The organism is Streptomyces sp. NPDC051909 (genome assembly GCF_040681095.1).
In the GTDB taxonomy this organism is placed as follows: Bacteria; Actinomycetota; Actinomycetes; order Streptomycetales; family Streptomycetaceae; genus Streptomyces.
Window position 1 is genome coordinate 562,462 of the sequence record NZ_JBFAYA010000001.1, and the last position, 13,749, is coordinate 576,210.

Annotated in this window: 15 protein-coding genes; 4 read left to right on the forward strand and 11 right to left on the reverse strand. The window is 72.7% G+C overall.

Annotation, left to right across the window (positions count from 1 at the left end; genetic code table 11):
• Positions 1–39 precede the first annotated feature (39 nt).
• From msrA to AB0M18_RS02895, 5 genes are all read right to left on the reverse strand, one after another.
• Positions 40–699 (reverse strand): peptide-methionine (S)-S-oxide reductase MsrA, encoded by a 660-nt coding sequence (gene msrA / locus AB0M18_RS02875; protein ID WP_365754947.1) that lies wholly within the window; start codon positions 697–699, stop codon positions 40–42.
• 96 nt (positions 700–795) lie between these two features.
• Positions 796–1,914: a hypothetical protein gene (locus AB0M18_RS02880; protein ID WP_365754949.1), complete on the reverse strand. Its 1,119-nt coding sequence runs from the start codon at positions 1,912–1,914 to the stop codon at positions 796–798.
• A 94-nt stretch (positions 1,915–2,008) separates the two neighbouring features.
• Complete coding sequence (locus AB0M18_RS02885; RefSeq protein WP_365754951.1) at positions 2,009–3,121, reverse strand: hypothetical protein; 1,113 nt, start codon at positions 3,119–3,121, stop codon at positions 2,009–2,011.
• A 58-nt stretch (positions 3,122–3,179) separates the two neighbouring features.
• On the reverse strand, positions 3,180–4,766 hold the full coding sequence (locus AB0M18_RS02890) for a M48 family metallopeptidase (RefSeq protein WP_365754953.1): 1,587 nt from the start codon (positions 4,764–4,766) through the stop codon (positions 3,180–3,182).
• A 162-nt stretch (positions 4,767–4,928) separates the two neighbouring features.
• The gene (locus AB0M18_RS02895; protein WP_365754955.1) at positions 4,929–6,035 is read right to left on the reverse strand and encodes a hypothetical protein; all 1,107 of its coding nucleotides are present in this window, start codon (positions 6,033–6,035) and stop codon (positions 4,929–4,931) included.
• A 93-nt stretch (positions 6,036–6,128) separates the two neighbouring features.
• Between AB0M18_RS02895 and AB0M18_RS02900 the strand changes: the two genes are divergently transcribed.
• Complete coding sequence (locus tag AB0M18_RS02900) at positions 6,129–7,283, forward strand: cystathionine gamma-synthase (RefSeq protein WP_365754957.1); 1,155 nt, start codon at positions 6,129–6,131, stop codon at positions 7,281–7,283.
• Positions 7,284–7,359: 76 nt separating this feature from the next.
• Here AB0M18_RS02900 and AB0M18_RS02905 read toward each other — a convergent pair whose 3' ends face one another.
• The 4 genes from AB0M18_RS02905 to AB0M18_RS02920 all read right to left on the reverse strand — a co-directional run bounded on the left by AB0M18_RS02905 (position 7,360) and on the right by AB0M18_RS02920 (position 8,911).
• Positions 7,360–7,551 carry a DUF1059 domain-containing protein gene (locus AB0M18_RS02905; RefSeq protein ID WP_365754959.1) on the reverse strand — a complete coding sequence of 64 codons (192 nt, stop codon included), beginning with the start codon at positions 7,549–7,551 and terminating at the stop codon, positions 7,360–7,362.
• Between the two features lie 54 nt (positions 7,552–7,605).
• A complete protein-coding gene (locus tag AB0M18_RS02910; RefSeq protein WP_365754961.1) occupies positions 7,606–7,857 on the reverse strand; it encodes a hypothetical protein in 252 nt (83 codons plus the stop codon).
• Complete coding sequence (locus AB0M18_RS02915) at positions 7,854–8,300, reverse strand: sigma factor-like helix-turn-helix DNA-binding protein (RefSeq protein WP_365754963.1); 447 nt, start codon at positions 8,298–8,300, stop codon at positions 7,854–7,856. The genes AB0M18_RS02910 and AB0M18_RS02915 overlap by 4 nt, the downstream gene beginning before the upstream one ends.
• Positions 8,301–8,398: 98 nt before the next feature.
• Entirely contained in the window at positions 8,399–8,911 is a 513-nt protein-coding gene (locus AB0M18_RS02920) for a MarR family transcriptional regulator (RefSeq protein WP_365754964.1), read from the reverse strand.
• 147 nt (positions 8,912–9,058) lie between these two features.
• On the opposite strand from AB0M18_RS02920, the gene ilvA reads away from it, so the two are divergent.
• From ilvA to AB0M18_RS02935, 3 genes are all read left to right on the forward strand, one after another.
• Positions 9,059–10,294, forward strand: a complete 1,236-nt coding sequence (ilvA, locus tag AB0M18_RS02925; RefSeq protein WP_365754966.1) for a threonine ammonia-lyase — start codon at positions 9,059–9,061, stop codon at positions 10,292–10,294.
• Between the two features lie 166 nt (positions 10,295–10,460).
• On the forward strand, positions 10,461–11,549 hold the full coding sequence (locus tag AB0M18_RS02930) for an ATP-binding cassette domain-containing protein (RefSeq protein WP_365754967.1): 1,089 nt from the start codon (positions 10,461–10,463) through the stop codon (positions 11,547–11,549).
• A 5-nt stretch (positions 11,550–11,554) separates the two neighbouring features.
• Positions 11,555–12,403, forward strand: a complete 849-nt coding sequence (locus AB0M18_RS02935) for an ABC transporter permease (RefSeq protein ID WP_365755042.1) — start codon at positions 11,555–11,557, stop codon at positions 12,401–12,403.
• 175 nt (positions 12,404–12,578) lie between these two features.
• Here the strand turns inward: AB0M18_RS02935 and greA are convergent, their stop codons facing one another.
• Both greA and AB0M18_RS02945 read right to left on the reverse strand, forming a co-directional pair.
• A complete protein-coding gene (gene greA / locus AB0M18_RS02940; RefSeq protein ID WP_365754969.1) occupies positions 12,579–13,076 on the reverse strand; it encodes a transcription elongation factor GreA in 498 nt (165 codons plus the stop codon).
• Positions 13,077–13,276: 200 nt separating this feature from the next.
• A complete protein-coding gene (locus tag AB0M18_RS02945) occupies positions 13,277–13,678 on the reverse strand; it encodes a DUF4307 domain-containing protein (protein WP_365754971.1) in 402 nt (133 codons plus the stop codon).
• Positions 13,679–13,749 lie beyond the last annotated feature (71 nt).

The window sequence follows — 13,749 nt, forward strand, 5'->3', positions numbered from 1 at the left end:
CGCAGGAGGCCGGATTCCCGGCCGCCTGCTCCGCCTTCGTTACTCCGCCTTCGCCACCCCGATCGGGCACGACACGCCCGTGCCGCCGATGCCGCAGTAGCCCGCCGGGTTCTTGTCCAGGTACTGCTGGTGGTAGGCCTCGGCCGGGTAGAAGGGGCGGTCGTCGGCGGGGAGGACGTGGGTGGTGATCTCGCCGTAGCCCGAGCCGGTCAGGACCTGCTGGTAGGCGGCGCGGGAGGCCTCTGCGGTCGTCTGCTGCCCGGGGGTGTGGGTGTAGACGGCCGAGCGGTACTGGGTGCCGACGTCATTGCCCTGGCGGAAGCCCTGGGTCGGGTCGTGGGACTCCCAGAACAGCTTGAGCAGGCGCTCGTACGACACCTTCGACGGGTCGAAGACCACGCGGACGACCTCGGTGTGGCCGGTGAGCCCGGAGCACACCTCCTCGTACAGCGGGTTCGGGGTGTAGCCGCCCTGGTAGCCGACGAGGGTCGTGTACACGCCCTCGGTCTGCCAGAACTTGCGCTCGGCGCCCCAGAAACAGCCCAGGGCGAAGTCGGCGACCTCCAGGCCCTCCGGGTAGGGGCCGAGCAGCGGGGTGCCGAGGACCGTGTGGCGCTCCGGGACGGCGAAGGCGGGCTCGGGGCGGCCGCCCAGGGCCTGGTCCGGGGTGGGGAGGACGGGGGTGCGGGACAGGAACATGCGGCATCTCTCCTCGACGGTGGCCTCAAGAAGAACGCGGCGGGCCCCGGGGGGATTCCCCCCGGGGCCCGCCGCGTCCCGTCCCGGGAAGCGCGCTCAGGAGGCGTTGGCCACGCACTCGTCGCGCGTGAAGCAGTAGTGCTCGGCCGGGTTCGCCCGGTACGACCACGGCAGCACCCCGACGTGCCCGTCCACCTGGCGGAACTGCTCCACGGCCTCGTCCCACCGGCCCTGCAGGTTCAGGAAGTACGCCGCCAGATGACGGGCCTCGGGAAGGCGCGGGTGCGCCGGATCGGCGGCGGCGATGTCCGCGAGCAGCGCGTCGACCGCCGCGTACATCTCCGGCGTCCGGTCCACGTCCGTGGTGTCGGACTTGTCGTGCTCGAAGTGCGCGATCAGCGGGAACACCGTCATCAGGCTGCCCGTCGGCGCCTCCGCCGCCGCCCGCACGGCGAACGCCCGGGCCAGCTCCTCCGAGCCGCGCCACTTGGCGCACCAGAACTGCAGTGCCGTCCAGTGCGCCTCGTAGTGGTGCGGAGCCCGGCCGGTGATCTCCTTCCAGATCCGGTGCATCTCGTCGTGGCCGCGGCCGAGGCCGATCGCGCTCCACATCTCGCCGATGTACGGCGTCGGGTCGTCCTGCGGCGCCAGCGCGGCGGCCCGGACGTGCTGCTCGTCCGCGAGCGGCAGCGTGCGGTGGAAGCCCGCCGCCTGCTCGGCGGTGGTGTACCGCGCCCGCTTCGCGCCGCGCAGCTTCCAGGCGAGCTGGACGGTGCCGCGCGCCCGGACCAGTGCCGCGCCCGGGTCGTCGGGGCGGGCCGACTCCCAGGCCGTCAGCCAGGCGTCCTCCTCGGCCGCCGCAATGCCCAGCTGCCCGGCGAGGAAGGAGCGCCGCTCCCAGTCCCGGGCCGCGGCCGTCTCGTCGAGGAGGGCGGCGGCGGGCTTCCAGTCCCCGGCCCTGGCGTCGGCGAGCGCCACCGTGAGGGCCGGCTCCAGCGGTGCGGCGAGCTCGGTGTTCTGGCGCTCGGCGGGCAGCAGGCCCAGCGTGCCGAGACGCTCGGCGAGCAGCGCGGCGGCGGCCTCGTCCTCCGGAGACACGGAGCCGGACCGCCAGCCCTCGATGGTGCCCTGCACGATGGCCTTGAGGAAGTACAGCCCGAGGCCGAGCAGGCCGAGGACGAGGGGGGTCAGTACGACCCACAACAGGATGATCACGGTGCCCCACGGAATTTCGATGCGTGCTTCGATGCGTGTTCGATCGGCCCGATCGGTTCGATCGGTTCGAACAGTGTGAGGGGAGCGGCCGGCGCTACTCCCCGCGGGTCTTCAGGACCTGCGCCGCCGTGTAGTCGCGCACGTTCGTGTAGCGGGCCTTCGGGTCGCCCGCGTAGCTCCAGGGCGCGGTGCCGATGTAGCCGTCGACGAGCCGGAACTGGGCGAGGGCCGCCTCGTACCGGTCCTGCCAGTACAGCATCCAGGCCACCATGTGCCGGGTCTCCGCGAGCCGCGGGTCGGCCGGGTCGAGCAGGCTCTCGGCCGCCGCCAGGTCGACGAGGGCCGCGTCCGTGGCCGCCACGACCTCGGGCCGGTTGTAGAACTCCTGCGGTTCGAGGTCGGAGTCGTACGACTCCTGCTCGAAGTACGCCTCGAGGACGAAGTTCGTCAGCAGCTGCCCGGGCTGCGCGCGCTCGGCCCCGCGCCGGGCGAACGCGAGCGCCGCCTCGTGCGAGCCCTGCCACTTGGCGCACCAGTACTGCAGGGCGCTGGAGTACGCGAGGTAGTTGAGCGGGTCACGCTTCTCGATCTCGGCCCAGATCGCCTCGACGGCGTCACGCGGGTAGCCCAGGCCCATCGCCAGCGGCAGCTCGCCGATGAACGGGCTCGGGTCGTCGCCCGCGAGCTCCTGGGCGTGCGCGAAGGTCTCGCGGGCCTGCTTCAGGACCCGGTGGAACGAGGCGAACTGCTCGTCCGTCGTGTACTTCGCCTGCTTCGAGCCCCGGATCTCCCAGGCCAGGTACACCAGCGAACTGGCCTGCACGGCGGCCGCCGCGGGGTCCTCCGGCCGCGCCGCCCGCCAGGCGAGCAGCCAGGCGTCGTCCTGCACGGCCGCGTCCGCGAGCCGGCTGATCCGGCGCCGCCGCTCGTACCAGTCGCGCCCGGCCTCCTCGACGTACGCGGCCCCGGCCGCCCAGTCGCCGGCCTGCACGGCCTCCTTGGCGGCGGTGTGCACGGCGGACGGCGGGGTCAGGTTCTCGGTGTCGAGCCGGTCCGCGGGCAGCAGGCCGAGCCGGGCGGCCGCCTCGGCGTTCTTGGCGCGGGAGCCGCCCGAGCCGCCCGAGCCGCCGCCCTTGGCGGCCCGGCGGTTCTTGATCCAGAAGTAGAGCGCGATCGCGATCACGATCAGCGGGATGAGACGGGCCATCGGCGGTCGGAGATCCTTCCGGGGGTACGGGGGAGGGGAAGCGCGGGCGGTACGGGCGTCAGCGCGCCGCGAGCGGTGCGAGCAGGGCCCGCAGCGGGGCCGTGTCCGGGAGGTCGGCGGTGGCCGCGTCCAGGGCCGCGGTGAGCTGCTCGGGGGTTCCGTCCGGCAGGTCGAGGGTGGCGGGGCCGGTCCAGGAGAGCTGCCAGCGGGCGCGCCCCGAGCGGAGGAGTTCCTCGGTGACCATGGCCGACAGGCCGCGGCGCAGCCCGGGGCGGGCGAACTCGCGGGCCGCGCGGCCGGTGGCGGCCGAGGCCTCCTCGGACCGGGGCAGCCGGCCGGCGATCTCCCAGGCCCGGCCCGCGTCGATGGCGTCGAGCAGGGCCGGGAGGGCCGCCCCGCCGGCCGCCGCGCGCAGCTCCTCGGTGCCCTGGGAGACCCGGGCACTCATCGACTCGTGGACCAGGTCCGGCCACGCCAGGCGGCGCATCCGCCGGGCCTCGGGGGTGAGCGAGACGTCCTCGACGGCGGCGAGCGCCGTGTCGGGCGCGGTGAGCAGGGCGAGCGCGGGCCCGGTGCCCTCCGCCGAGCGCCCGTCGTCGGGCAGTGCCTCGATGCGGGCGACGCGCTCGGCCATCGGCGGGTGGGAGTCGTACGGCGAGGCGGGCTCCTGAGGCAGTTCCTCGCGCAGTCCGGCCAGTTCCTCGGCGCGGGCGGCGAGCAGATGCCGTACGCCGCCGAAGACCTCGCCGCGCGCGGGCAGCAGCCCGAACTCGGTGCCGAGGGTGGCGTAGGAGGAGAGGTAGAAGTCGTGGGCCGCGTCGAGCGCGGGGATCGCGCGCAGCGCCCGCGCGGTGGCGTCGCGCCCCGCGATCCCGGCGGCGGCCAGGTCGGCGGCGAGCTCCTGGCGTCGGGCGCCGGACAGGGTGGCGCGCAGGTAGAGCTTTCCGTAGGCGGTGTAGATCTTCGCCATGGTGCGGTAGGTGATGCCGGCGCCCGCGGTGTCGATCTCCTTGGCCGTCCTGCCCTTGGCGAGCCGCTTCTCGGCCTTCTGCTCCTGGCGGGCCCGCTCCTGCGCGACCTTGGCGTCGGCCTTCGCGTGGAACATCTCGATCATGCGCGCGACCTGCACGCGCCCGCGTGCGGTGAGCGCCGAGAGGCGGGTGTCGGCGTTGCTGTAGTGGCCCAGTTCGTGGGCGAGGACCGCGCGCAGCCCGGCCTCGTCGAGGCCGGACATCAGCGGCAGTCCGATGTACATCCGGCGCCGTCCGCCGATCAGTCCGAGGAGCCGGGCGTCCTCGGAGACGGCGGCGTTGACGTCGGCGGTCAGCCGGATCTCGTCGGGGGCGCGGGTGCCGATCCGCTCGGCCAGCTCGCGGACGGTCGCCCACAGGCGAGGCTCGTCGGCCTCGGTGACCGGGAGCCCGCCGGGCTCGCCGTCGCGCGGGGTGCGCAGCATGAACAGGCCCTGGACGACGGGGATCGCCAGGACCACGGTGACGAAGAAGATCTTGAGCCGGGCGGCGCCCGGCGCCCACACCCAGGCGGCCCAGTCGATGCCGCCGAGAGCCGCGAGCAGCAGCAGACCGAGCAGATAGAAACCGGACAGCAGTACGAACGCGCGCGCAGCGCGCAGAGTCGCGCCCATCGGGCAGAGTCCCCCCACGGGAAATACGGAACGTCGAGCTCCGAGCCTCGGGCTCCGAGCTTCGAATTTTTCGATGTCTGTTCGAACAGTGTGGGGGGAAGCGGAGTATCACCTACGCGCGGGTACGGCGTCCAGCGGATTCCGTACCGCCTGTCAGACCGCCTACCCCGGCAGCGTCGCCGGGCTCCCGCCGTCCGACTCGTACCCCGCCACCACCAGGTTCCGGTGCACCGTGTACGCGAGCGCCGGGTCCTCGCGCAGCGTCCACGGCAGCGCGCCCACGTACCCGTCCACCTTCAGGAGCAGCTGCATCGCCTCGGCCCAACGCTCCTGCCCCATCAGGAACTCGACGAGCAGATGGCGTACGTGCGCCAGCATCGGGTCGTCCACGCGGGCCGAGTGCACCGCGTACATCGCGCCCTCGACCGCCTTCGACACCACGGCCGTACGGTAGAAGTCCACGCCGACGACGATCTCCGGCCGGTTCTCGAAGACCGCGAACAGCGGCAGCGCCGCGAGCAGCGAACCGCGCGGCGCGCGCGCCGCGGCCGTCGTCGCGAAGTGGTCGGCCTCCACGCGCGAACCGTGCCACTTCTCGCACCAGTAGTGCAGCGCGGCCAGATGCGCCCCCATGTGCTCCGGTGCGCGGTCGATCACCTTGGCCCACACCAGATCGAACTCCTCGTGGGAGTAGCCGAGTCCACGGGCCACCGCGAGCTGCGAGATGTACGGCACGGGGTCGCCCGGTGCGAGCAGCGCGGCCTCCTCGCACGCCTTGCGGGCCTCCTCCAGGATGACCCGGAAGTCGTCGGTGCCGGCCGTCGAGGACCGCCAGGCCTGCTGCACCAGGAACTCCGCGTACACCTGCGCGCCGCCCGCGTCCTTCGGCGCCTCGGCATGCCAGGAGCGCAGCCACGCGCCGCCCACGCCGGGCCGCTCGGCCAGCTCGAGCGAGGCCGCGCCCGCGAAGGCCTGCACGCGCTGCCAGCGCAGCTCGCCCTGCTGCTCGGTGCCCTTCAGGAGCTGCGCGGCGGCCCGCCAGTCCTGCGTCGCCTGCACCACGTCGAGCACGTCCAGGAGATCCCGGTCGGGACCCGGCAGCCGTACGTCCTGCTCCTCCTGGCGCAGGAATCCGTACGCCGCCGGATCCGCCGCGTCCGGCGAGCCGGGAGCCACCTGCCGGATGCCGCCGGCCCGCCGGCGGAACACGAGGGGGCCCAGGACACCGAAGATCATGCCGAGGGCGATCAGGAACCACAGAATCTCCATGGCCCCATTGTCCAGGACGCCCCGGGACACCTGCTGAGACGGCCCGTCCCATCAAGCGGCGACAGCGGCGCCACCGGACTACGCTCCTGCCTCATGAGCGACCAGCACTCCCACCAGAGCTTCGAGACCCGCGCCATCCACGCGGGCAACACCGCCGACCCGCTGACCGGCGCGGTCGTCCCGCCCATCTACCAGGTGTCCACCTACAAGCAGGACGGCGTGGGCGGGCTGCGCGGCGGCTACGAGTACAGCCGCAGCGCCAACCCCACCCGGACGGCCCTGGAGGAGAACCTCGCGGCCCTGGAGGGCGGCCGCCGCGGCCTCGCCTTCGCCTCCGGCCTCGCCGCCGAGGACTGCCTGCTGCGCACCCTCCTGGCCCCCGGCGACCACGTGGTCATCCCCAACGACGCCTACGGCGGCACCTTCCGGCTCTTCGCCAAGGTCGTCCAGCGCTGGGGCGTGGACTTCTCCGTCGCCGACACGTCCGACGTGGCCGAGGTGCGCGCCGCGATCAACGACCGCACCAAGCTGATCTGGGTGGAGACCCCCTCCAACCCGCTGCTCGGCATCACCGACATCGAGGCCGTCGCGGGCGTGGCCCGCCAGGCCGGCGTGAAGCTGGTCGTCGACAACACCTTCGCCTCGCCGTACCTCCAGCAGCCGCTGTCGCTCGGCGCGGACGTCGTCGTGCACTCGCTCACCAAGTACATGGGCGGCCACTCCGACGTCGTCGGCGGCGCCCTGGTCGCGGCCGACGCGGAGCTCGGCGAGGAGCTGGCGTACCACCAGAACGCGATGGGCGCGGTCGCCGGGCCCTTCGACTCGTGGATCGTGCTGCGCGGCATCAAGACCCTCGCCGTCCGCATGGACCGGCACAGCGAGAACGCGGGCAAGGTCGTCGAGATGCTGACCCAGCACCCGAAGGTCACCCAGGTCCTCTACCCGGGCCTGCCGGAGCACGCGGGCCACGAGGTCGCGGCCAAGCAGATGCGCGCGTTCGGCGGCATGGTGTCGTTCCGCGTCCAGGGCGGCGAGGAGGCGGCGGTCGGCGTCTGCAACCGCGCCAGGCTCTTCACCCTGGGCGAGTCCCTCGGCGGCGTCGAGTCCCTGATCGAGCACCCGGGCCGGATGACCCACGCGAGCGTCGCGGGCTCCGCCCTGGAGGTCCCGGCGGACCTGGTCCGTATCTCCGTCGGCATCGAGAACGCCGACGACCTGATCGCGGACCTGCGCGAGGCGCTGGGCTAGTCGCCCGCGTCGTACGAGTACGGGGTCGTACGAGTACGGGCCGGGCCCCCGCTGCGGGGGCCCGGCCCGCGCGCGTTCAGGAGCCGGGCACCGGGTCCTTCATGCTCGCCTTGACGTCCTCCCTCAGCTGGGGGCTGTCGGTGTGCCCGTGCACGGCGATCACGTGCGCGACGGCCGCCTTGAGAAGTTCGTCCTCCTCGCCCGCCATGTACATCGAGCAGTTGGAGACGCTGGGAAAGTCCCGGCAGTCGGTTGCCTTCCTGGCCATGTCGACCTCCCATCAAGCCCCCCGCAGGCTCCTGGTTCCAGGCTAGGCCGGTTCTCAGAAGCCTTCGAGCGGGGGCGGCACGTCCACCGGCGGGGCCTCCCAGGGGCGGGCCACCGAGGCCCAGACCAGGAAGGCGACGACGGCGAGCGCGAACAGCGTCCAGCCGATCCGGCGCAGCACCCGGGCCCGGCGCAGCAGCCGTACGCCGCGGGCCACGGCCCGGGCGGTGAGGTCGCCGGGGACCTGCGGATGACCCGCCGAGAGCAGCCGGCGGACCTCGTCCTCCTTGCGCTCGTGCCGGTTCACGAGGCGGCCCGCAGCGCGCTCACGGAGCGGGCGCAGACGGCCCGCACCCGGTCCTCCGGCACCCCGAGCAGCGCCGCCGTCTGCTCCTCGGCGACGCCCTCGTACAGCCGGAGCACCACGACCAGGCGTTCCTGCGGGGTGAGCGCCGAGAGCACCCCGCCGCGGCCCTTGTGGTGGCGCCAGGCGGTGCGGGCGAAGCGGGTGGCGAGCTCGGAGCGGGTGAACTCGTACGGATCCTCGCCGCGCAGCCGGTCCCAGTGGGCGTAGGTGTGCGCCAGGGCGGCGGTCAGCAGGGCCTGGGCGAGTGGATTGCGGCGCTCCCGCTCGGTGGTGAGCAGCGTCGCGGCGTGCAGCAGCCGGCCCGACGCCCCGGCCGCGAACGCGTTGAACTCCCGGGTGCGACGCGCGTGTTCGCCGGTCTGGCCGTCTGCGGGGTCTCGCACGCCCCCAGTTGAGACCGGCGCGCGGCCCCGGTCAAGCCCCGTGGACGGGGTGCGAGGTCACGACTTGGCCGCGACGGGTCGCGACCGGCCGCGACGGGTCACGACGTGGACGCGGCCGGGTCGGCGGGGGCGGGCAGCCCCGACTGGCGGGCCGAGAGGGCGGTGTTGAAGCGGGTGAGCAGGGCGCAGAAGGACTCCCGCTCGGCGGGCGTCCAGCCCTCGGTGACCTCGACCATCAGCTGGCGGCGCGAGGCCCGGACCTCCTCCAGACGGGCCTGGCCGCGCGGCGACAGCTGGAGCACCACGGCGCGCCCGTCCTCGGGGTGCGAGGTGCGCTTGACCAGGCCGGTGTCGACGAGCGGGGCGACCTGCCGGGTCACCGTCGACGAGTCGATGCCCATGCCCGCGGCGAGCGCCTTGACACCCATCGGGCCCTCCCGGTCGAGCCGGTTGAGGAGCAGGTAGGCGGCGCGGTCCATGGAGTTGCGGAGCTGACCGGTGCCGCCGAGGCGGGTCTGCTCGGCCCGTCGGGCGAAGACGGCCACCTGGTGCTGGAGGGCGTCGAGGAGACCGGGGTCGAACTCACTCGTCATGTCCTGAGATGTGGGCATGGCTGTGGGGGCTCTCTCGTGCGACGGGCGGTTGGTGGGGGACAGAGTACGCGGCCCCGCCGGGGTCCGTACCGGCGCTGCGCAAACCCGTCCGGCGGCCCGCCCGCCGGGCGGCCACGAGGGCTGTGAGCTGGGAGACTTGCTGTCATGAGCTTCCGTACGCCACACCCCTTGCACCCGCTGATGCTCGACGACGTGCGCGGGGCGCAGAAGATGCTGGCCGGGGTGGCCAGGGTGACCGCGATGGAGGGCAGCCGCCATCTGTCCGCGCTGCTCGGGGCGCCGGTCCACCTCAAATGCGAGAACCTGCAGCGCACCGGTTCCTTCAAGCTGCGCGGAGCGTACGTGCGGATCGCCGGACTGCGCCCCGAGCAGCGGGCGGCCGGGGTGGTCGCCGCGTCGGCCGGCAACCACGCGCAGGGCGTGGCGCTGGCCTCGGCGCTGCTCGGCGTGCACGCCACGGTGTTCATGCCGGTCGGCGCCCCGCTGCCGAAGGTGGCGGCGACCCGCGAGTACGGGGCGGAGGTGCGGCTCCACGGCAGCGTCGTGGACGAGACGCTGGCGGCGGCGGAGGAGTACGCGCGGGAGACCGGCGCGGTGTTCATCCACCCCTTCGACCACCCGGACATCATCGTCGGGCAGGGCACGGTGGGCCTGGAGATCCTGGAGCAGTGCCCCGAGGTGCGGACGATCGTGGTGGGGGTCGGCGGCGGCGGGCTCGCGGCGGGCATCGGCCTCGCGGTGAAGTCGGTGCGGCCCGATGTGCGGGTGATCGGCGTGCAGGCGGAGGGCGCGGCGGCCTACCCGCCCTCGCTGGCCGCCGGGCACCCGGTGGCGATCGAGTCGCCGGTGACGATGGCCGACGGCATCAAGGTGGGGCGGCCGGGCGATGTGCCGTTCGCCCTGGTCAGGGAGTACGTGGACGAGGTCGTCACGGTCTCAGAGGACGCGCTGTCCTCGGCGCTGCTGCTCTGTCTGGAGCGGGCCAAGCTGGTGGTGGAGCCGGCCGGGGCGAGCCCGGTGGCGGCGCTGCTCGCCGACCCGGCCGCGTTCCGGGACCGGGGCCCGGTGGTGGCGGTGCTGTCCGGCGGCAATGTCGACCCGCTCCTGCTGCAGCGGATCCTGCGGCACGGCATGGCGGCCGCGGGCCGCTATCTGAGCCTGCGCCTGAAGGTGACCGACCGGCCGGGCGCCCTCGCGACGCTGCTCGCGGTGCTGACGGTGGTGGACGCGAACGTCCTGGACGTCAGCCACGTACGGACCGACCCGCGGCTCGGGCTCACGGAGGCGGAGGTCGAGCTGCACCTGGAGACCAAGGGTCCCGAGCACTGCGAGGAGGTCACGGAGGCGCTGCGGGACGCGGGGTACACGGTGCTGGGGTGAGTGTCCTCGCGGCCCCTGGCCGGGTTTCCGACACGGTCCGGCGCAAAACAGTTGTGTGTCGCGATGTATCGCGTTAGCGTGTGGTCCAGGTCACTCGGACGCCGGGCGCTGCCGTCCCGGCGTACCTAAACTTGGACAGAAACTCTCAAATCCTCTGGGAGAACGCATGCCAGGCGCGATTCACGCCGAAGGTCTGGTGAAGACCTTCGGCGACGTACGAGCCCTGGACGGGGTGGACCTCGATGTACCCGAGGGCACCGTCCTGGGCCTGCTCGGCCCGAACGGTGCGGGGAAGACCACCGCCGTCCGCGTGCTCACCACCCTCCTCAGACCCGACAGCGGCCGCGCCGTGGTCGCCGGGATCGACGTGCTCAAGCACCCCAACGAGGTGCGCCGCAAGATCGGCCTGTCCGGCCAGTTCGCCGCCGTCGACGAGTATCTGACCGGCCGCGAGAACCTCCAGATGGTCGGGCAGCTCTACCAGATGAACGGCAGGGCGGCGAAGGCCCGCGCCGCCGAGCTCCTGGAGCGCTTCAACCTCGCCGACGCCGCCGACCGCACCGCCAAGACCTACTCCGGCGGCATGCGGCGCCGGCTCGACCTGGCCGCCGCGCTCGTCGTCTCCCCGCCCGTGATGTTCATGGACGAGCCCACCACCGGCCTCGACCCACGCAACCGGCTGGCCCTGTGGGAGATCATCCAGGAGCTCGTGGCCGGCGGCACCACGCTGCTCCTCACCACGCAGTATCTGGAGGAGGCCGACCACCTGGCCCACGACATCTGCGTCATCGACCACGGCAGGGTCATCGCCCACGGCACCTCCGACCAGCTCAAGGCCCAGACCGGCGGCGAGCGCGTCGAGGTCGTGGTCCACGACCGCGAGACCATCCCGGCCGCCCGCGAGGTCCTCGCGCGCTACGGGACGGCGGGCGTCGGCCGCGGCGACATCGGCGTCGGCGACATCAGCGTCGAGGAGCACACCCGCAGGCTGACCGTCCCGGTCACCGGCGGCGCCAAGCTCCTCGCCGAGGTCATCCGCGACCTGGACGCCGTCGGCGTCGAGATCGACGACATCGGCCTGCGCCGCCCCACCCTCGACGACGTGTTCCTCTCGCTGACGGGCCATGTGGCCGAGCAGGCCGAGGAGAACGGCGGGAACGGCGGGAACGGCGGCGGCGGGGCGAGCGGCGAGGGCAGGCCGGCCAAGGGGGCCAAGGGGGCCAAGGCGGAGAAGCGGAAGGAGGCCGTCAAGTGACCGCGGTGACCGACACCCTGGCCAAGCCGCAGCAGCGCGGCGCCCTGGCCCAGTCGATCAGCGACTCGCTGGTCGTCACCAAGCGCAATCTGATCCGGATGACCCGCATCCCGGAGATGGTCATCTTCGGCCTCATCCAGCCCGTGATGTTCGTGATCCTCTTCACGTACGTCTTCGGCGGCTCGATGAAGATCGGCGACACCACCGACCCGGAGGTCTACAAGAACTTCCTGATGGCCGGCATCTTCGCCCAGACCGTCACCTTCGCCACCGCCGGCGCGGGCGCGGGCATCGCCGACGACATGCACAAGGGCCTCATCGACCGCTTCCGCTCGCTGCCCATGGCGCGCGGCGCGGTCCTCACCGGCCGCACCCTCGCCGACCTGGTGCAGACGGCGCTGACCCTGCTCGTCCTGGCGATCGTCGCGCTCCTCGTGGGCTGGCGCCCCGGCTTCGCCGAGCCCACCAACTTCGCCAGGATCATGGCCGGCTTCGGCCTGCTGCTGCTCCTGGGCTACGCCTTCACCTGGATCGGCGCCCTGATCGGCCTGTCCGTCCGCACCCCGGAGGCGGCCACCTCGGGCGGACTGATCTGGCTCTTCCCGGTCACGTTCATCTCGAACGCGTTCGTGGACTCCAGCCAGATGACCCCATGGCTCCAGCACGTCGCCGACTGGAACCCCTTCAGCGCCACCGTGCAGGCCTGCCGCGTGCTCTTCGGCGACCCGGGGGTCTCCCAGTCCCAGGCCTGGCCGATGCAGCACCCGGTGTGGGCCTCGCTGATCTACTCGGTGCTGATCATCGTGGTGTTCCGGACGCTGTCGGTGCGGAAGTACCGCTCGGCGACGGCCTGACCGGCGGGCGGGAGCCTGTCCACGGGATCGCGGAGGTGGACCCGCGGACAGTCCTGCGGGTCGGTCGGCGGGGCCGCCAGGGGCAGCGCGGCGACAAGGCCGCCATTCAGCACGGGCATGACGAAGGGCCGGGCCCCTTCGCGGGGTCCGGCCCTGTGCTCGGGGAAGAGCGGGCTCAGCCGGTGTACGGCGTGGCGCTGAGGATCCTCACCATGGCCATCTTGCCGTTCGGCAGCTCGTACTCGGCGTCCTCGCCGGCCTTCTTGCCGTTGACGCCCAGGCCGAGCGGCGACTGCGGGGAGTACGTCTCGATGTCGCCGCTCGCGTACTCGCGGGAGGCGAGCAGGAAGGTCATCGTGTCGTCCTCGTCACCGTCGAAGGCGATGGTCACGACCATGCCGGGCTCGACGATGCCGTCGTCCGCCGGGGCTTCGCCGACCTTGGCGTTCTGCAGGAGCTGCGTGAGCTGGCGGACCCTGAGCTCCTGCTTGCCCTGCTCCTCCTTGGCCGCGTGGTACCCGCCGTTCTCCCGCAGGTCGCCCTCCTCGCGCGCCGCGGCGATCTTCGCGGCGATCTCGGTACGCGCGGGACCAGACAGGTAGGCAAGCTCCTCCTTGAGCTTGTTGTACGCCTCCTGGGTGAGCCAGGTGACGTTCTCGCTGGTCTGGGTCACAGGTGCTCCTCGTAGGTACTGGGAATACAAAAGCTCGCCCTGACGGAAAGCCGTGTTTACAGCGTGCGCCTTCCGAGCGGGCGAAACCACGAGCCTAACAATGAGTGGCGAAAAGCGGGAGGACATAACCGCAGGCTTTACGTCACCCCAGGTCACCGGGGCGACCTGGCGGGGGCTCTACCCCCGCTCCCTACCCACCGCTACCGCGCCGTACACCCGATGAGCTCGGCGGTGGTGGCCCGGGCGGTGGTGCGGATCGTGTAGACCTTGTCGACGCGGTCGGCGGACTCGTCGACCGCGACGTCCTTGCGGCCGACCTCGGCCCCGTCCTCGGAGCGCGAGCGCAGCGTGCACACGCCCTTGGTGGCGGCGTCCTTGCGGATCTCCAGGTGCACCTGGACCTCGCTGTCGCTCACCACGGCGAACCGGATCACCTCGGCGCTGATCTTGCTGCCGACGACGTAGTGCCAGCCGAACCAGCCGAGCCCGGCCAGCAGGAGGCTGCCCAGCACGACGGCGGCGATCCTGAGCTGGCGGTCGGCCCGCGCGTCCGCGGAGCGCCCGTAGCGCCCCTCGGGCAGCCGCTCTCGCACCGCGCCCATGATCGATCCTCTCGCCGCCGGGGTACCGGAATTTTCCCTCCCCCGATTCCGTCACTATAGAGACCTCCCTA

Bases quoted from the DNA above. Each gene is read 5' to 3' on its own strand.
- msrA (WP_365754947.1), bottom strand. From the start codon at position 699: ATGTTCCTGTCCCGCACCCCCGTCCTCCCCACCCCGGACCAGGCCCTG.
- AB0M18_RS02885 (WP_365754951.1), bottom strand. From the start codon at position 3,121: ATGGCCCGTCTCATCCCGCTGATCGTGATCGCGATCGCGCTCTACTTC.
- AB0M18_RS02890 (WP_365754953.1), bottom strand. From the start codon at position 4,766: ATGGGCGCGACTCTGCGCGCTGCGCGCGCGTTCGTACTGCTGTCCGGT.
- AB0M18_RS02895 (WP_365754955.1), bottom strand. From the start codon at position 6,035: ATGGAGATTCTGTGGTTCCTGATCGCCCTCGGCATGATCTTCGGTGTC.
- AB0M18_RS02900 (WP_365754957.1), top strand. From the start codon at position 6,129: ATGAGCGACCAGCACTCCCACCAGAGCTTCGAGACCCGCGCCATCCAC.
- AB0M18_RS02905 (WP_365754959.1), bottom strand. From the start codon at position 7,551: ATGGCCAGGAAGGCAACCGACTGCCGGGACTTTCCCAGCGTCTCCAAC.
- AB0M18_RS02920 (WP_365754964.1), bottom strand. From the start codon at position 8,911: ATGCCCACATCTCAGGACATGACGAGTGAGTTCGACCCCGGTCTCCTC.
- ilvA (WP_365754966.1), top strand. From the start codon at position 9,059: ATGAGCTTCCGTACGCCACACCCCTTGCACCCGCTGATGCTCGACGAC.
- AB0M18_RS02930 (WP_365754967.1), top strand. From the start codon at position 10,461: ATGCCAGGCGCGATTCACGCCGAAGGTCTGGTGAAGACCTTCGGCGAC.
- AB0M18_RS02945 (WP_365754971.1), bottom strand. From the start codon at position 13,678: ATGGGCGCGGTGCGAGAGCGGCTGCCCGAGGGGCGCTACGGGCGCTCC.